Annotated in this window: 17 protein-coding genes; 1 reads left to right on the top strand and 16 read right to left on the bottom strand. The window is 31.9% G+C overall.

Going from position 1 to position 17,533, the window contains the following annotated elements; all coding sequences use genetic code 11:
* Positions 1-81: 81 nt before the first annotated feature.
* The 8 genes from WY13_RS06265 to WY13_RS06230 form a co-directional block, all read right to left on the bottom strand.
* The gene (locus tag WY13_RS06265; protein WP_063555080.1) at positions 82-1,254 is read right to left on the bottom strand and encodes a M20 metallopeptidase family protein; all 1,173 of its coding nucleotides are present in this window, start codon (positions 1,252-1,254) and stop codon (positions 82-84) included.
* A gap of 29 nt (positions 1,255-1,283) precedes the next feature.
* Complete coding sequence (locus tag WY13_RS06260) at positions 1,284-3,389, bottom strand: cell division protein FtsA (RefSeq protein ID WP_063554843.1); 2,106 nt, start codon at positions 3,387-3,389, stop codon at positions 1,284-1,286.
* A 91-nt stretch (positions 3,390-3,480) separates the two neighbouring features.
* Positions 3,481-4,650, bottom strand: a complete 1,170-nt coding sequence (locus tag WY13_RS06255; protein WP_063554842.1) for a sensor histidine kinase — start codon at positions 4,648-4,650, stop codon at positions 3,481-3,483.
* Positions 4,643-5,326 (bottom strand): response regulator transcription factor, encoded by a 684-nt coding sequence (locus tag WY13_RS06250; protein ID WP_063554841.1) that lies wholly within the window; start codon positions 5,324-5,326, stop codon positions 4,643-4,645. Before WY13_RS06250 ends, WY13_RS06255 begins: the two co-directional genes overlap by 8 nt.
* A gap of 123 nt (positions 5,327-5,449) precedes the next feature.
* A complete protein-coding gene (locus tag WY13_RS06245; RefSeq protein WP_063554840.1) occupies positions 5,450-5,911 on the bottom strand; it encodes a DUF4342 domain-containing protein in 462 nt (153 codons plus the stop codon).
* 145 nt (positions 5,912-6,056) lie between these two features.
* Positions 6,057-6,617, bottom strand: a complete 561-nt coding sequence (locus tag WY13_RS06240) for a hypothetical protein (protein WP_063554839.1) — start codon at positions 6,615-6,617, stop codon at positions 6,057-6,059.
* A 200-nt stretch (positions 6,618-6,817) separates the two neighbouring features.
* Entirely contained in the window at positions 6,818-8,191 is a 1,374-nt protein-coding gene (locus WY13_RS06235) for a [FeFe] hydrogenase, group A (RefSeq protein WP_156498979.1), read from the bottom strand.
* A gap of 35 nt (positions 8,192-8,226) precedes the next feature.
* Positions 8,227-8,808, bottom strand: a complete 582-nt coding sequence (locus WY13_RS06230) for a 4Fe-4S dicluster domain-containing protein (RefSeq protein WP_063554837.1) — start codon at positions 8,806-8,808, stop codon at positions 8,227-8,229.
* Positions 8,809-9,454: 646 nt separating this feature from the next.
* On the opposite strand from WY13_RS06230, the gene WY13_RS06225 reads away from it, so the two are divergent.
* Entirely contained in the window at positions 9,455-10,057 is a 603-nt protein-coding gene (locus tag WY13_RS06225) for a MerR family transcriptional regulator (protein WP_063554836.1), read from the top strand.
* A 110-nt stretch (positions 10,058-10,167) separates the two neighbouring features.
* Here WY13_RS06225 and WY13_RS06220 read toward each other — a convergent pair whose 3' ends face one another.
* The 8 genes from WY13_RS06220 to WY13_RS06185 form a co-directional block, all read right to left on the bottom strand.
* Entirely contained in the window at positions 10,168-11,259 is a 1,092-nt protein-coding gene (locus tag WY13_RS06220) for an ABC transporter substrate-binding protein (RefSeq protein ID WP_063554835.1), read from the bottom strand.
* Between the two features lie 80 nt (positions 11,260-11,339).
* Positions 11,340-12,134: a DUF364 domain-containing protein gene (locus tag WY13_RS06215; protein WP_063554834.1), complete on the bottom strand. Its 795-nt coding sequence runs from the start codon at positions 12,132-12,134 to the stop codon at positions 11,340-11,342.
* 36 nt (positions 12,135-12,170) lie between these two features.
* Complete coding sequence (locus WY13_RS06210) at positions 12,171-13,193, bottom strand: ABC transporter substrate-binding protein (RefSeq protein ID WP_063554833.1); 1,023 nt, start codon at positions 13,191-13,193, stop codon at positions 12,171-12,173.
* Positions 13,193-13,831 carry a class I SAM-dependent methyltransferase gene (locus WY13_RS06205; RefSeq protein WP_063554832.1) on the bottom strand — a complete coding sequence of 213 codons (639 nt, stop codon included), beginning with the start codon at positions 13,829-13,831 and terminating at the stop codon, positions 13,193-13,195. Before WY13_RS06205 ends, WY13_RS06210 begins: the two co-directional genes overlap by 1 nt.
* A gap of 5 nt (positions 13,832-13,836) precedes the next feature.
* Positions 13,837-14,595 (bottom strand): DUF364 domain-containing protein, encoded by a 759-nt coding sequence (locus tag WY13_RS06200; protein WP_063554831.1) that lies wholly within the window; start codon positions 14,593-14,595, stop codon positions 13,837-13,839.
* 21 nt (positions 14,596-14,616) lie between these two features.
* On the bottom strand, positions 14,617-15,639 hold the full coding sequence (locus WY13_RS06195; RefSeq protein ID WP_063554830.1) for an ATP-binding cassette domain-containing protein: 1,023 nt from the start codon (positions 15,637-15,639) through the stop codon (positions 14,617-14,619).
* The gene (locus WY13_RS06190) at positions 15,639-16,334 is read right to left on the bottom strand and encodes a GTP-binding protein (protein WP_063554829.1); all 696 of its coding nucleotides are present in this window, start codon (positions 16,332-16,334) and stop codon (positions 15,639-15,641) included. The genes WY13_RS06195 and WY13_RS06190 overlap by 1 nt, the downstream gene beginning before the upstream one ends.
* Positions 16,335-16,376: 42 nt before the next feature.
* A complete protein-coding gene (locus WY13_RS06185) occupies positions 16,377-17,492 on the bottom strand; it encodes an ABC transporter substrate-binding protein (protein WP_204377948.1) in 1,116 nt (371 codons plus the stop codon).
* Positions 17,493-17,533: the final 41 nt, after the last annotated feature.

Below are 17,533 nucleotides of genomic sequence, written 5' to 3'. Positions count from 1 at the left end.
TATACTTGTTTTTCTACATAAAAAATATACTTAAAGTTTACACCCATTACAATAAAACTCTAAGTACATTTAAACAGTATACTATCTTAAAAAATCATAAGCTGCCTTGCACTGTATGGCAACCCCAATAGGAATGCAATCTTCATCTACATCAAATAAATTTCCATGAGCAGGATGTACTATTTGTTTTTCTTCATTTCTACATCCTAAATAATAAAAGGCAGAAGGCCTTTCCATAGAAAAATAAGCAAAACTTTCTACGCCCATGCTTGGCTTCTCAAGTATCTTTACTTTATCTTTACCTATAACGTCATATGCTGCATTTAAAATATCCTGTGCTGCCCTATCGTCATTATAAAGGCAAGGATAGCTTTCCTGTATATCTATTTCACATTTTCCCCTAAAAGAATTAACTATTCCATTTGTTATTTCACAAAGCCTTTTCTTTACGTATTCCCTATGCTCTGTTTTCATAGTCCTTATAATACCTGATATTGTGACTTCATCTGGTATTATATTTTGAGCTGTACCTCCATGAATTGATCCTATAGTTATTACTCCTGCATCTGTAGGAGGAAGTTCCCTGCTTATAATTTCCTGAAGTGCTATTACTACATGGCTTGCTATTACCACAGGGTCAATTCCCATATGAGGTCTTGCTCCATGAGAACCCACTCCCTTAATTTTTATATCAAAAGGATTAGAAGCTGCATTTACTACTCCAAGTTTAAGTCCTATATTTCCAACTTCTATATTTTCCTCTACATGAAGTCCTATTACTCTATCAACCTTTGGATCTTCAAGCACTCCCTCTTCTATCATTAACTTAGCTCCACCTGTCGTTTCTTCTGCAGGTTCAAAAAACAATTTTACATTTCCTCTTAATTCATCTTTTATAGAGTTTAAGATTTTAGCAGCTCCAAGAAGTATAGTTGTGTGTGCATCATGGCCGCAGGCATGCATTTTCCCCTTAACCTCTGAAGAATAGTCACAAACTTTTTTATCTTCTAAAGGAAGTGCATCCATATCAGCTCTTATTCCTATAGTTTTAGTACCTTTTCCTCTTATTATTGCACATATTCCTGTACGGGCCGCGTCCTTATATTCTATGCCCCATTTATTTAAAAATTGTTTTACTTTGCCAGAAGTTCTTTCTAAATCATATCCAAGTTCTGGATGCCTATGAAAATCCCTTCTCGTTTCAATCAATTCTTGTTTCATAGATTCTGCCATTTTCAAAAAATTTCTCTGCATATTTGTTCCTCCAATATTAGTATCAATACTTATTCCCAACCTAATTCTATTATGTCTCCTTCAGATAACTTATCATAATAACCTGCATTGTTTCCATTTAAATGCAAATACAGTTTCCCCTTAATTTTTGTTAGATCAAATTCTATATGATTAAATATGTCCACAAATATATAATCCTTTTTTCCCGTCAGCACTACAGTTTTTCCATTTGCAACTACAGTTATTTCATTTGTATCCTTACTTTTTTCCTCCAAAGTAGGTTCTCGTAATTCATCCTCTTTATCTTTGATTATATTTTCTTCCTTTGGAACCGCTTCTAAAGCCACCTTTTCTGAATTTAAATTTTCCTGTCTTTCTTCTTTAGAATTCTTATCTTTTTCGTCTTCTACTTTAGTTATTCTATAAATTCTGTCCCCTTCATTTATAATATATTTTTTATCTAATTTGTTTCCATCTAAATAATATACAAATTCCTCTTCACTGTCAGTTGAAAAATATTTTTCATAGTCAGAAATGGTTTCCGGTAAGATTATATCTACATTATCTCCTTCATTTATGATACTATCCAATTTTACTCTATTTTCATTTATATATGCTGCAGGTTCTAAATTTTCTATTAAATCATTTATAAAAAAGCTCACAGAATAGGACTTTTGTATGTAGTCTATCACTTTAGGTACAGCATTTTTTCCATTAATTGCATACTTTATTTCTATGTCGTCTCCCTCTTTAATTTCCTCATCCATGCTTTTTTCAATTCCATTCACAGTTATTTTGGTATTGGAAGCTAAAGTACCAAAAGCTACTCTTTTTATACCATTTACTGTAAATCTTATATTTTTACCGTTTTTCCCTATTAATGCCTTAGGATTGATTCCTGCCTGCAGCATTACATCCATTACCGTATGTCCATGAGAATTAAAAAGACTTATTACATTTCCATTTAACATTACATCAATAAATCCATGTCCTAGTCTTCTTATGGAAATAAGTGCAATACCTAAAACAGTAACCCCTGTACTTCCAAGAGAATTGTCAAGACATACACAGTCCGTAACCGCCTCTCTTCCCTTTATGGCAATTCTTTGGAGAGGCATGTTCAACTTTTTAGCTAAGAATTCCTTCAATTCCGGAGTATGAGCTCCTCCACCAACAAGAAAAATTGCATTAGGCGGTTTGTCTCCATTTAGCTCAACTATTTTATTTCCAATTTCATCTGCTATTTTATTAACAACAGGATTTATGAGCTTTATAACTTCTTCAGAAGATATTTTATTTTCTATACCTAAAACATCTGTATACTTTATAGTTTCATTTTCATTACACTGTTTTTTTATCTTTTCCGCAGTGTTAAAATCGACTAAATAATTTTGTGCTATAACTTCGGTAACTTCATCCCCTGCCTGGGATACCATCCCATAAGCGCTTATAGTATCCTTACTGCTTATTGCTATATCCGAAGTTCCCGCTCCTACATCTACTAGTGCTAAATTTAAGAGTCTTAGATTTTGTGGAATTGCAGCTTCCATAGCTGCAATAGGCTCTAAAGTCAAACTTACTACCTGAAGACCTACTTTTTCCATAACAGAATACAAACTGTCTACTACAGACCTTGGAAGAAAGGTTGCTATAGCTTCTACCGATATATTTTCTCCTTTATGTGCCAATAGATTACTTATAAGATAACCATTTAGATAATAGCTTTTCACACTATACCCTACACAATACAACCTTCCCTTTGTATTTTTAGTTACCTGCTTTTCCGCAGACTTCACCGCAGTTAACTCAAGACTCCTTATGGTATCCCTATCTATTTCCTTATCATAATCAATGCTCATATCCTCTTTTACAGATACAGTTCTTAGAAATCTTCCTGCTGCTGCTATTGCCGCATTTTCTAATTTCATATTTAGATCTTCTTCTATTTTTTTCTTTATAGCATTTACTGCATTTGCCACAAGACCTACATCATGTATCTGCCCATCAATCATTGCCCTTTCTTCATGTTCCACGCAATGTTCTGATACTATATTAAATTTTTTATCCTTCACTATTCCAGCAGTACCTATTACGGTTCTTGTACCTATATCTAGTGCAAATATTACATCCTGCGGATTAAAGTTAGTAATCTCCATAATATTTACCTCTTTTTCTGTAATCTAAAGGCCCATATTCCCAAAATATGAGCCTAATAAAATTATATAACAATACGACAAAACATTCAATTTATATTGGCAAAGTGACTTTTATTATAGTACCTATTCCTATTTCACTCCAAACATGAATTTTTCCATTATGCTTATCTATTATCCACTTTGAAATTGAAAGACCTAACCCTGTACCTCCACTACTTTTGGTTCTAGATTTGTCAGCTCTATAAAATCTATCAAATATATGAGGTAAATCTTCCTTTGAAATTCCTGTACCATTATCTGCAATGGTTATTATAGCTTCCTTTTCTTTTTTATAGGAGTCAATTTTTATGCTTTCACCTTTCTCGGTATATTTGATACTGTTGTCTATGAAAATTCTTATAGCTTCCTTTATGAGCTTTTTGTCAGCATTGATGCTAAATTCATCATTATGATCATTTTCTATTTTATGGACATCATCAATTAATTTTGTCTCCTTTACTATTTCATCTATCAGCTCATTCATCATGAAATTTTCTTTCTCAACTTTTTGAGTATTTTTATCTCCCCTTGCAAGAAATAAAAGTTTCTCAATCAAGTCTTTCATGCTTTTAGATTCACTTTTTATAGCATCAATGGATTCTTCAAGCACGTCTTTATCATCTTTTCCCCAGCGGTCTAACATATTAGCATATCCTTGAATTACGGAAATAGGTGTTCTCAGTTCATGTGATGCATCAGAAACAAATTGATTTTGTTTCTCTATAGAACTTTGAATTCTGTCCATCATATCATTAAAAGTTTTTGCTAAATCCTTAAGTTCATTTTTTGATCCCTTAATATCAAGTCTTTTATCCAAATCATCTATAGATATTTTTTTTACTGTATCCGCCATAGTATACACAGGAGATAAAAATTTTTTACTGGCCTTTGAACCAATTATTATTATGATGATTAATCCTATAATATTCCATACTGCTAAAATTTCTAAAAGGACTACTATATAATTATCTTTTCTACCATTTTGCATATAATAATTAAAACTTCCAATTATCCCTAAAGTAATGAAGAAAAAAATTATCACAAAGGTGAATACATAAGTTACTGTTATTTTAAAGCTAATGGAAAATCTAAGTTTGTTTTCTATGTTTTCAAGTGCCCTGATTAAATATTTAGGTAAAATCTTCAAAACACGCTCTAATAGTAAAAACAAAATCTTTATGATTTTAACTATTATTCTAAATACAAGTTTAATCTTATTCATCCTTTAATTGATACCCCACTCCTCGAATGGTATAAATAAATTTGTAATTAAATCTATCATCTATCTTACTTCTCAAATAACGAATATAGACGTCCACTACATTAGTATCCCCTGTATAATCATATCCCCATACTTTTTCAAGAATATTTTCCCTTGAAAGTACTATATTTTTGTTTACCATTAAATATTTTAATAGATCAAATTCTGTTTTTGTTAGTTCTATTACTTCATTATTATATGTAGTAAGATATTTACTCTTATTAAGTTTCAACCTGCCTATTTCTATAATGCCAGATTTATCTGATGCAACCCTTTTATGCTTAAATGTAACACGAATACGTGCAAGAAGTTCTTCTATAGCAAAGGGTTTTGTAATGTAATCATCTGCACCAATATCAAGTCCCATTACTTTATCCATTATTTCATCTTTTGCAGTAAGCATGATAACAGGAACCTCTGAAGTTTGCCTTAACCTCCTTAGTACTTCCATTCCATTTAAAGAAGGAAGCATTACATCAAGTATTATAAGATCAAAGTTTTCATTTAAAGCTTTTTCTAGTCCGTCTCTTCCATCTATAGCTTTATCTATAATATACCCTTCGTGTTGAAGTTCCAACTCAACAAACCTTGCAATTTTCACTTCATCTTCTACAATAAGAATTTTTTCACCGGCCATATTATCCTCCTGTACTTTTTTTAATTTTATTATACCTTTTTTACTCATCACAATCCTTATAATAAGCTAAATTCTAGACAAAAATAGAACCTGCTTTATGAAAAATCATAAGCAGGCTTTATTTTATGCATTCTTAATCTCTTCTGTTATTTTATCTTTGGCATTGTTCACGACATCAGTAACTTTATCTATTTTACTATTAATACTGCATTCTTCTCCACTTTCTTTATGAAATCTTATCTTACAACTTGTAATTAAAGCAATGACTACAACAGCTATTGCAACAGGAAATGCAAATATACAAAGTAAAACTGCTAGAGTAGACGGTAAATTTAAAATTGTTTTATCATCTTTAGATATTACAAATTTTATCTTGTTAGCCTTTAAAATAATATTTTTAATTTTTTTAATAAAAGGTGATCCCTTTATGCTTTCATGCTCTGGCTTGATTTTATTCTGTTCCTCTAAATACAAAAGTGCTTCTACCAAATCACCGTTGCATTTTTCAAGTGCCTCCTTGGCCTCCTTATAGCTTACATTTGCCCTTTTTCTTAATGAATCAATTTGTTCAATTGAAATTGTCATCTTAATTCCTCCCTACAACTATTTTTTAATAATGAATTTTCTCTATGCCTATATGCTACTGGGGAATAATTAGAAGACAATTAGTTAAAGATTAGAATTTCATTAGAAATCAGTTACATAGAATTTTTTATGTAATTAAATTTGATCAATTAATTATATTCTCTATTTCTTTTATTACTTTTTCAAAATCATTATTAAAGTTATTTTCTATAGTTATATCAGCTTGATCTATAACTTCACTTGCTGACTTTTTCATTTGATTATCTTTGGAATTTTTTATCATAATAAAGATGCCTGGATTAACAACTTTTTGTAAGCTATTTGATTCACATACTATAAGAGCATTTTTAGGTATTTTAGCAATAAATGCATTAAACCCTTCGTATATATTATTCTTCAATGCTTTTAACCAGTAAACATTCTCTGCTCCAGCAGCTAATAGTAAAGATGTATCCTTATTATTGTCTGAATTTAACTCTTTCGTTATCTCAAAATTTCCTTTTAAGCTTGAACATACTCCACAACCTTCTCCTCCACGTATGCATTTCCCATTTTTCTCCTGGATAGTTGTTACTTTTAGTGCTACCACTGGTCTACTTAATTTATATTTATTTATTATTGAAACAGCAAGAGTAGTTTTTCCACTGTTTCTAGCAGTTGAACCAATTAAAATCATATTGGGGACATTATATTTTTTAATTTCCATTTTACTCCTCCTCTTCTAATCTATTTATTATTAATAGTATAATCTTAATTGCGATTTGTAACAAACGTGAATATTCCTTATACAAAATAACGTACCTAGATCTGATTTTCTCAAATCTAGGTACGTTCTCTCAAAATTAATTACATTATCTTTAAATCACTGCTTATTTTTAATACTATCATTAAAGGTATTCAATATACTTACCTCCTTGGTGTATACGTAGTATGAAGCAAATGATGAATATTATCTTCTACCAAGAATTCTTTATAAATTTTCTGTATTTCAGGATTGTCATGTGATTTTCTATATTCCATATTTTCATCATGTACATACGTACTGCATGTACGATTAGTATAAGCATCAGCTTTTTCATCAGGTATCAATACCTTAGGTTGTCCGCCTCCACTAACACATCCAACTGGACAAGTCATCACTTCAATGAAATGGAAATCTGCTTTCCCAGCTTTAATTGCTTCTAAAACTGGTATAACATTTTTCAGACCAGCAACTACTGCTACTTTTAGTGTCAAATCTCCTATTTTAACCTCTGAACTTCTTACTCCTTCGCCGCCTCTTATGAATTTGAGATCGACATCTGAAATCTCTTCTTTAGTAATCAATTTATATGCAGTACGCAGGGCAGCTTCCATAACACCGCCAGTAGCACAAAAAATAGTACCTGCCCCAGAATAAGTTCCAAGTGGCTTGTCAAATTCTTTTTCAGGCAAATCATTAAAATCAATGCCAGCATCCTTGATTAATTGTGCAAGTTCCCGTGTAGTAATTGCAACATCTACATCCTGATATCCGCTATCTTTCATTTCAGGACGTTCACATTCAAATTTTTTGCAAATGCAAGGCATAACTGAAACGCTATAAATCTTGCCAGCATCTACACCATCAATCTGTGCACCATATGTCTTAAGCAGAGCACCTTCCATTTGCTGTGGAGATTTACAAGACGACAGATGCGGAATAAGTTCCGGGTAATCCTGTTCAATAAATTTTACCCAAGCAGGACAACATGAAGTGAACATGGGCAGTACTCCACCTTCAGTAACCCTTTTAATAAGTTCATTACCTTCCTCCATAATAGTGAGATCAGCAGCAAAATTAGTATCATAAATTCGATCAAAACCTAGCCCTCTTAGTGCAGCTGCCATTTTCCCTGGTGTTAAACTTCCAAGTGGCATACCAAATTCTTCAGCAATAGCTACACGTACTGCTGGTGCACATTGAACCATAGTAAAAAGTTTAGAATTTGCTAAGGCCTCTTTTACTTCTATGGCATGGCCTGTATAGTAGGATGCAAATAGGGGCTCTTTAACAGAGGGGAGCATATTACGCTCTTTTATCTTTTGCTCACGAGGAGTAATATCTTCATCAAATGCAGATGCATAAGCACTGCAAATTTGTACACACTGACCACACAAAACACAACGTTCAGTATTAATTATTTGAGGTTGTCCTTTTTCACCTTCTATAGCATCTACAGGACAAACATCTGCACATCGTTTGCATCCTGTACACAACTCTTTATCAATTTTGACAATACCTTCAGTCTTAACTATCAAAACAATCGCCTCCTATCTTATTTTAAATTAAGCTTCTAGTCAAAAACACCTTTCACCAAATTCCAAAGATTATCAACTGCCTCTATGTTTCGTTTCTTTTTTACTTGTTTTGGTACAATAAGTTCTAATGCTTTCTCTGGACATGCCCTAACACAAGCTGGACCATCAGGCTGTTCAATACACAAATCACACTTATGTGCCACAACTACTTCCTTTTTTACTAAACCATTATCCGTTTCAGACATAAGCACATTCTGAGTAACTAGTTGGCCATCTTTATACTTAGGTACAAGATCCATTGCACCAAATGGGCAAGCCATTATGCAAGTTTTACATCCTATACAAGCTTCAGTATTAACCAAAATTTTATTATCGACCTGACTAATAGCCCTTACCGGGCAAACATTGGCACAAGGAGCATCTTCACACTGTCGGCATTGAATAGGCACAGTTACTTCCGCCGTTTTAACGAGAAATAGCCGCGGCATAATTGGAGTCTCTACTGTTCCCACTGTCTTTCCATCATTATCAGAATGAGAAGCAGCACAGGCAAGTTCACAAGCTTTACACCCTATACATTTATGGGCATCAGCTACTACAAAAGAGTTAAGTTTCATATTCAATTACCCCCTTATAAGTTATTTTAGCCTTTAAGATAATTCTAAGGCTTTTATTTTTCTAGCCCCATAAGGGCTAAAATTTATATCATAGGACTTCCTCACTTTTTATAAACAGAGTTCTTAGCATCAGGTTGAGTTTTTGACTCCATCTGATGCTTATTAACAGGCTTCTTAGTGCTTCAGCACTTAGAAGGCGTTATCCTTTAGGAGAAATCGTTATCCAGGCGCGTAGCAGTGCTTATCCCCCACTTTGATAGAAAGGCAGATATCCCAAATCTTTGATTTGGCGATAGTCGCTTTCGCTGTGTGTGATGGGGGTGTTAGCAATGGTAGCGATCGGATAAACAGAGTTCTTGGCATCGGATAAAATTATCAAAGTATACATCAATAGAAATAGAAAATGAGAAAATCTCTATGTACCAACATTAAAAAATCAATGATAAAATATAATCGCTCTCTAATATAAAATATTGTAATTGAGTAAAAAATATCCTTAAAATATTATATTATAAAGTAATTAAGCAAAATTACCTTACAGAATTTTTCCATGTCAATAACTTTATTTACAATAAGCATTTTATATAAAAATTGTCTTGATAATATTTCCAATTAATTGTATAATATTGTAAAAGGAGTGATAACTATGGAAAACAAATCAATAAACATAAGCGATTTCAAAATAAATACTTACAAGACAAAAGATGTTGCAAAATTATTAAATACCAGCACTCAAGCAATTAGAAATTACTGCCTGACCTTCAAAGATTATTTAAACTCTAATCATCACTGTAAATATAGAAATTTTACTGAAGATGATATTAACAAGTTAAAAATGATTCAATACTTATCCAAAGAAAAACATTATACAACACAACAAATCAAACAATATTTCTTAGATAATGATTCTTCCCTATTTAGTAATCAAAAAGATTTAGAATTTGCAGCACAAGCAATATCCAATTTGATAAAACCTGAAATAGAAACTATTATTAGACAATCTGTTTCAGATATTATGCAAAACAATACAAATATCATTAAAAGCGATATTGAAAAAAGCAGTTCTTTAATTAATGATAATTTATCTAAGATATTAAATGATAAAAATTCCCTATTTGATTCTATTACAAATACTAAAGAATTAGTTGAACAAATTCAAAATAATCAATCTGAATATATCAGCCGAAAGGAGAGAAAGAAACAAAAGAAACAAAAGTGGTTTAAATTATTTAGATTTTGTGAGGAGTAGATTTATCTTCTGCTCCTCGCCAACTTAATGTTTCAAATGATTTTATCCATTTCTACATCGTCTAATAAAAAATATGTTACTCTCTTATATATTATTTTTATTAGCATTAATTAATCAGGGTTTTTATCATTTATAATTTTGTTTGCCTCTTCCTCTGTAAGATCATAATTCAGAAATGTCTTATAAAAGTTTCTAGTTTCTTTAACCATATCCAAATTTTTAAATTTATCAGGATGAAGTGTCTTTGCTGCCCATTGTATCTGTAATGCTTCTTCTGCACCATACCTGTCCCACAAAAATGCTCCTGTTGGATTTATATAAACCTTCCTATTCTTAACAGCATTTATCTGGCTCCAAGTTGAATTTTGAGTTAACTGGTCTATATTCTTTATAGCACTTTTCGCATCAGTTAAAGTATTACTTCCAAGTATTATAACATCTGGGTTCCATTTGAGTATTTGCTCTGTAGAAATTACTTTCATATTACCAGTTATTTCAGATGCCGCATTTATTCCACCTGCTGCTTTTATCCATGAATCAATTATAGTATTCTTTCCATCTACCGTAAGTGGTGAAAAAGATATTATATGTAATACTTTTGGTTTTTGTGAATCCGGTACCTTGGATGTTACATCTGTTACCATTTTCAATTTGCTATCTAAATAAGAAACATATTTGTTCGCTCTCTTTACTGAGTCCCCTCCAAGGACTTCTCCTGTTAATTTAACAGTCTTTTTCATGCTGTCAAAGTCCGTAAAATTTAATTGTACTGTAGGAATCCCAAGCTCCTTTACCTTTCCTGCCGTCTTAGAATTTATCGGCATAAACAATATATCAGGTTTTGTCTTTAAAACTTCTTCTGTATTTACATTTTCATTTGTAAAGTCAGTAACTGCACTTTTCATCTGTGGATTTACTTTATAAAGCCAAGGAACAGATTGCGGAGTAGAAATCGTTGAAACTATCTTATTTCCAGCTCCAAGCATAGTTACCATTTCATTGTGTGCCGGCCATGCATCTGCTATTTTATCAATTTTGGCAGGAACTTTCACTTTCTGCCCTGCAGCATCAGTTATAACTTTTTGCTGCGATTTTTCACTACTCTTTGTGGAATCTGCGTTACTTTGTCCACATCCTGCTAACAAAAACACAGCTGCAAAAATAATTGCAATTAAATTTCTAGTTCTTCTTACTTTTTTCATTATACTTTCACATCCTATCTTAACTTTTTATGTTAATTAGACAGCTTTACCTGTTTCAAATAGCTTAATTTGATGCTCTTTCAAATATCTTTCTTACTTAACTGAATTTCATCTTTCCATTGTACATTTTTATAATCTTCAAAACTTATGTTAACCCTTCTGGCGCCACGTTTAAAAAACTTTGTTGGATTGCCTTCTTGTATAACATCCCAAGCTCTTTCCTTTTCAACAATGACTGTACCAGCTAATACATCAACCCCATAACTAAACAACATTTCAGTTATAGGAACACTTGGGCCAACCAATATTACATTTGCATTTTTGCTCAATTCAAGAAGCCTTGGAAGAGTTTTATTTATAATAGTTGTTCCTGTTATAAAAATATAATCCTGATACGGTAAAATATACTCACAGGCTGGATCAGGATAATCTCCCTCATCAGGTTTCCTTTCTAGTATTGACAGCTTACATATTCTCCTAAGCGCTTCTACTCTCGGGAAATGTCCAATTACTGCCACATTTTTTCCTATTATTTGTTCTTTTAGCGATATAAATGAAGATTCATTAGGTTGTCCATTTAAATCACCGGGATAAATTTTATAAACATTATTTTCAGTATTTATTACAGAATTTATTGCTGCCAATCCAAGTGCCGCCTCGTAATTGTTCCAAGACTTTATATACCTAGCTATTTCACAAACTTTCATTCCTGCTATATGCTCAGGAATACTTACCTTGCCATACACTTCTAAAGGTCTCATTGCCATGCCAATTCCCTCAGACTCCACTAAAAACCAATTTACTCCCATTAAGCATCTCTTTATTTCTATATTTTCTGGTATTTTTGAAATAAGGTTATTATATATCTCCCACATAATTGCTCCCCCATTTTTGCTGCCAACTTCCATGCTTTAAAAAGGATTATTTGGCCAATTTTTTTTAAATACCTCGCACACGTGAATTTTAAGTTCTTCTATAGAGTTTTCTCTAATATAATCCCATCCTAACCATTTAAATGTAGAGTTTTCTGGGACTTTGTTATCTATACAAGGATTAAGTACTGGAAAATAATTATCAGCTGATTTTTTACCATAAAAAGATCCAGTTATAAAATCAGTAATCATTTTTAAATCTTCTAATTTTGTTTTTTTTGCAAGCATATACATTGGCGTAACAATAGCACCTTCCTCTGGCCATACTATTTCTACAAATTCAGTTCTAGGACAAGCCTTTGCAAAGAACCAAGGTATAACATAAATAGCTGCTCCTTCTATACTATTAGTACCTGCAATTTTGGCCATTTTTGATGCATGGCAAACACTTTTTATATTTCGAGCAAACTTTTCAATTCCTAATTCTCCTTGTTCCTTATAGATATCTAATAATAGATCTTCGTGAATGATGTCAGAAGATCCCCCTATTATAATATTATCTTTGTATATTGGATTTAATAAATCACTCCATTTTTGTGGCATAGGAAGACTTTCTAATTTCTTTTTATCAATTAATAAAACTATAGGTGATACAGAATAAATAGTATACCATCCCTCTGGATCTCTAAAATTTGAAGTACAAAATTCACTACGTAAATTATCAAATTCAACAGCCTTAAAGTATCCTTTTTTTACAAACTTATCAACAAATTCCTTTCTTAAAAACTGGTCAAATCCACATGAAACAACAATATCAGGGAAATCATCTATATTATCTACTTTCCACATGTCATCATAAATATTATCGTTTTCACAACCTGAAGGCATATAATATTTAAGCTTATCCCCAGTCTCCTCGTAATATTTTATTGAAAGCTCTTCAAAATTCTCTCTAAAAGTTTGTTTCATAGGACAATAAGTATACCCAAGGAAATTTAATTCTTTCAGCATAACCTCATCTTCAGTTTTTTCAACACTTGTTTCTTTTCTAATTAAATTCATCATTTCTCCCTCCTATTACATTTATTTATAAAAATCCACAATCCGCGCTCATCATCAATAATTTCATAAGAAGGTATATTTGCTTCCTTGGCTATTTTATTAAATTTCTCTGGAGAATTGTCCTTTACAAAACTTTTCCTTGTATCCTCCCAATTTTCTTCTCTTTCCTCCATTTTTTTAAACACTTCTTTTTTTAATTCTGCATTGCCATAACCTCCTCCAATATAAGCACAGCCTCCCTTTGTAAGTATTCTATATATTTCTTTAAAAACTTTAACCTGATCTTCCCAAAACCATATAGATCCTCTGCTAATTACAAGGTCAACTGTTTCATCTTCAAATGGTATATTATGAGCATCTCCTAAAATGGTCTTTATTCGATTATCAAGACTGCTGTTTTTAATTCTATTATCAGCAATTTTCAAAGCATAAGGAGATATATCTAGCAAATAAGTAACCATACCACTTATTTTTTCCATCTCAATTCCAAGATGACCACCACCACAACCTAAATCAAGACAAATTCCTTCATTTATATTTGTTTTTTCCTTTATTTGAGAGGCAATAACTGAATAAATAGGAGCAAATACATTACTGGCTATTTCGTCAAATTCCAAAGCTTTCTTTTCGCTATTCATAAAGTTCATCTCCTTTGTCCTATTTTATCTTTAGGTACCTTAACCATCAATGCTCCATTATTGAAGAATTCTCTGCATCCACCTTCCCTAATTAAATTCCATACTCTATTGCGTTCCATGACTACAGTACCTGCCAGCATATTTATGCCATATTTATATAAACACTTAGTAAGAGGTGTGCTGGGTCCTACTACAGTAACATAAGCATTTTTACTAAGCTGAAGAAGTCTTGGCAGGGTTTTATTTATCAGGGTAGTTCCTGTTATAAACACAAAATCCTGCTCAGGTAGTAGATACTCACAAGATGGATCTGGAAAATCTCCCTTTTGAGGAATTCTTTCCAGTATAGAAAGTTTGCATATCTCAGCTAAAGGCTCCAAATCAGGAAAATGACCTATAACGGCTACTTTTTTACCTTTTATTTTATCTTTCATATATTCAAAATCACTAATTTTAGGCTGTTCATTCACCTTAATACCACTAAGTTTTTCAACATTATAAGGAGTATTAATTACAGAATTAATTGCTGCTAGACCTAAAGCTGCTTCATAATTGCTCCAAGATTTTATAAGTTTTGCCGCCTCACAGACTTTCATTCCAACCACATTACCCGCCATCTGCAAATAAGAATTTCCCTCTTTAGGCGTCATTGCCATCCCAGTTCCAACAGATTCCACTAAAAACCAGTTTAATCCTGCTGCAAAATCCTTTATAACCAAATCCTTAGGTATTAATTTTATTAACTCATCATATATTTCCCACATAATTTCTCCCCCGTTTTTGATTTATAAATCACATAAATATTCACTTACATCAAAATCAATAACTTCTCCGCTGCGTATTGTACCTCTAAGTTTTGTCATTTTTGTATCAAACTTTTTAAGCAGCTGAAGATTTTTTCGTTCAGCACAATTAGTCTCAATTATTTTATTTATTCCTCCATTTTTTATAACAATCCTCTTATTTCCCATAAGTGCCAATATAGGATCATGGGTAGACATAAAAACTATTTTTTCTTTTTTCACTAGTAATTCTATTGCTTTTCCTCTATCAATACCTGCGTTTTCTATTTCGTCAATTAAAACTATAGGAGATATACTTAATAGCGCTGTATCCGCAACCATCAGTGACCTTGATTGACCTCCGCTCAATTGTGTAACAGGTACATCATAAGAAAACTTTTCACCGGCAAGTTCATTGGCACATTCAATTATTGCTTTAACCGTATCTTCAATTTTATCTATCATCCTGCTCTCTGCGTGCATTGTAATGAATTCCTTAACCGTTAAATCCATTACAAAATTCATATTTTGAGAAAGCTGTGCCACTAGCTTATTGTCCATGGAAAATCTTTTATCTATTTCAGGTACTTTCCCATTTATGAGTACCTGCCTACCCGTTTGAGTATCCTTCTGTGCAATACATTCAATATCCGCTAATAATCTACTTTTGCCAGATCCTGTGGGTCCAACTAAAGATATGATTTCTCCAGGCTTTACTATGATACTTATATTTTCATTTTTGCCCGACTTATCATGTCCTCCAATAATAGTTATATATTCAATGTGACTTTCTGATTTTAATTTTAACTCATCCATTTTCTCAACAAACAATTGGAAATGGTTTAATATCTCTTCTCTACCAAGTCCGCAGTCATCAATAAATTCATCTGTAAGTGTTTCTACTATTTGCTCTAATGTGCAATCATGATTATAATTTTTCAGTCCGATTGATATAAAAAAATCTTCTATATATGAATTTTCTTTTATTAAGTCTTTTATAGGAATTGATATAACTTTATCCTTCATTATATGGCATCCCCCAAATTCATTTTTTTTACATTTCCCTTTTCATAATCCTTGCCTATCTTCCTTTCACCTACACAATAAGGACAAAGTGCAGAGGGCATAGTGAACCTTAACATTTTTCCTTCTAAGCTATCTACTTCTGAGGCACTTTTTAAACTCTCACTTAAATCATAAGCTCCCTGTCCCGTTATACCATTCACACAAAAAATTGAAGCTTTTGGATTAGATTGCTTTACCTTAAAATAAAATACCTCTCTTTCTGCTTGAGATACAATATCTCCTTTAGTTATAACTATAATGTCAGCTAATTTTAGCATAGGGCCCACTTTTTTAGGTGTATTTATTCCAGAAAGGTTATCTATTACACATATGGCAAGGACACCTTTTATATGGGGTGAACATCTATTACATAATCCTGCACTTTCACTAATTAATAAATCCAGATTGTTTTTACATCCCCAACTTACACAATCATTAATATTACTTATATAAAAATGATCAGGGCACAGATTGCCAGAAAGTCCCACTTTAACTGGAATGTCTGCTTTTTTATATAGAATGTCATCAAATGTAGAAAGACAATCAAATTTTATTACACCTATATTTACCTTTTTTAACTTCAAATACTGTATAGTTTTTAAAATTACAGATGTCTTCCCAGATGAAGGTGGACCTGAAACGGTAATTAATTTCATTTTTCAAACACTTACCCTTCAAACATATTTTTTTATACTCGTTTAAATTGGATTTTCACAATTTAGTATTTCTTTAACTTCATCATCCTTTAATTCATATCCAAAGAAATTTTTGTAAAAATATTTTGTTTCTTTTGCAATATCAATATCTTGAAATTTTTGGGGATATATGTTCTTAGCCATCCATAATAATTGCAGTGCTGATTCTGTTCCAAGTCTTGCCCATGAAAAAATGCCACTAGGACTTACAAATACTTTATTGTCTTTTACTGCCTTTAATTGGTTCCATGAAGGATTCTTTGCTACTTTACTTTTTTTAAGATTTCCATCTACTATTATCTCATCTGGATTCCACTTAAGCATTTGCTCCATGGAAACTTCTTTATATCCATCTATCTCATTAGCTGCTTCATTTATTGCTCCTACCATATTTATAGTTTCATTTTGAGGCATGTTTTTACCCCATACTGAAATGCTTTCATTTTGCACAGATAGATAAATTACCTTAGGTCTTTCATTTTCAGGTATTTTAGACGTTATAGAAGATACTTTACTTATATTTTTGTTGAAATAATCTTTATACTGTTCTGCTTTTTTATATTCATTTTCTCCAAGCACTTTACCTGTTATAACAACACTATTTATTATGTCTTCTATGCTATTATGCTTATAATCAATCATAACTACAGGTATACCTGCTTCTTTAACTTTTTGTATACTGTCTCCTTTACGTAAAAATGCCACATCTGGCTTAGACTTTACTAATTGCTCAATATTAGTCGTTTCTCCGTTAAATGGGTAAGATATATTTTTAAGTTGTGGATACAATTTAATAGCCCAAGGATAGCTTTTCTTAATAGCAGGAGAAGTTGCAACTATTTTATTATTTCTGCCACTAACTGTAAAAAGTGCATTGCAAAATCCAGGCCAAGAAGTTGCCACTTTAGTAACCTTCACAGGAACTTTAACTGAATTTCCATCCATATCTACAATAGTTTTAGTGCTTTGTGATTGTTTATTTGAACTTACACTTTGTGATGAACTCTTATTTCCACAACCTGTAACTAAAATCATGCATAAAATAACTAATCCTGTAATTAGATTTTTTGCTTTTAATTTTTTAAACATATTTATATCCATTCCCTTCGATTCGCTCAAGCCACAAAACATAATCAAATTTTGTGGCTTTTACAAAAATT

Origin of the sequence: Clostridium ljungdahlii (assembly GCF_001636845.1) — a bacterium.
Classification (GTDB): domain Bacteria; phylum Bacillota; class Clostridia; order Clostridiales; family Clostridiaceae; genus Clostridium_B; species Clostridium_B ljungdahlii_A.
Note: the sequence above shows the minus strand (reverse complement) of the source record. Positions and strands in the feature narration are given on the sequence as shown.

Excerpts from the sequence above, each read along its gene's own strand:
- WY13_RS06265 (WP_063555080.1), bottom strand. The coding sequence starts at position 1,254 with ATGCAGAGAAATTTTTTGAAAATGGCAGAATCTATGAAACAAGAATTG.
- WY13_RS06260 (WP_063554843.1), bottom strand. The coding sequence starts at position 3,389 with ATGGAGATTACTAACTTTAATCCGCAGGATGTAATATTTGCACTAGAT.
- WY13_RS06255 (WP_063554842.1), bottom strand. The coding sequence starts at position 4,650 with ATGAATAAGATTAAACTTGTATTTAGAATAATAGTTAAAATCATAAAG.
- WY13_RS06250 (WP_063554841.1), bottom strand. The coding sequence starts at position 5,326 with ATGGCCGGTGAAAAAATTCTTATTGTAGAAGATGAAGTGAAAATTGCA.
- WY13_RS06245 (WP_063554840.1), bottom strand. The coding sequence starts at position 5,911 with ATGACAATTTCAATTGAACAAATTGATTCATTAAGAAAAAGGGCAAAT.
- WY13_RS06240 (WP_063554839.1), bottom strand. The coding sequence starts at position 6,617 with ATGGAAATTAAAAAATATAATGTCCCCAATATGATTTTAATTGGTTCA.
- WY13_RS06230 (WP_063554837.1), bottom strand. The coding sequence starts at position 8,808 with ATGAAACTTAACTCTTTTGTAGTAGCTGATGCCCATAAATGTATAGGG.
- WY13_RS06225 (WP_063554836.1), top strand. The coding sequence starts at position 9,455 with ATGGAAAACAAATCAATAAACATAAGCGATTTCAAAATAAATACTTAC.
- WY13_RS06220 (WP_063554835.1), bottom strand. The coding sequence starts at position 11,259 with ATGAAAAAAGTAAGAAGAACTAGAAATTTAATTGCAATTATTTTTGCA.
- WY13_RS06215 (WP_063554834.1), bottom strand. The coding sequence starts at position 12,134 with ATGTGGGAGATATATAATAACCTTATTTCAAAAATACCAGAAAATATA.
- WY13_RS06210 (WP_063554833.1), bottom strand. The coding sequence starts at position 13,193 with ATGAATTTAATTAGAAAAGAAACAAGTGTTGAAAAAACTGAAGATGAG.
- WY13_RS06205 (WP_063554832.1), bottom strand. The coding sequence starts at position 13,831 with ATGAATAGCGAAAAGAAAGCTTTGGAATTTGACGAAATAGCCAGTAAT.
- WY13_RS06200 (WP_063554831.1), bottom strand. The coding sequence starts at position 14,595 with ATGTGGGAAATATATGATGAGTTAATAAAATTAATACCTAAGGATTTG.
- WY13_RS06195 (WP_063554830.1), bottom strand. The coding sequence starts at position 15,639 with ATGAAGGATAAAGTTATATCAATTCCTATAAAAGACTTAATAAAAGAA.
- WY13_RS06190 (WP_063554829.1), bottom strand. The coding sequence starts at position 16,334 with ATGAAATTAATTACCGTTTCAGGTCCACCTTCATCTGGGAAGACATCT.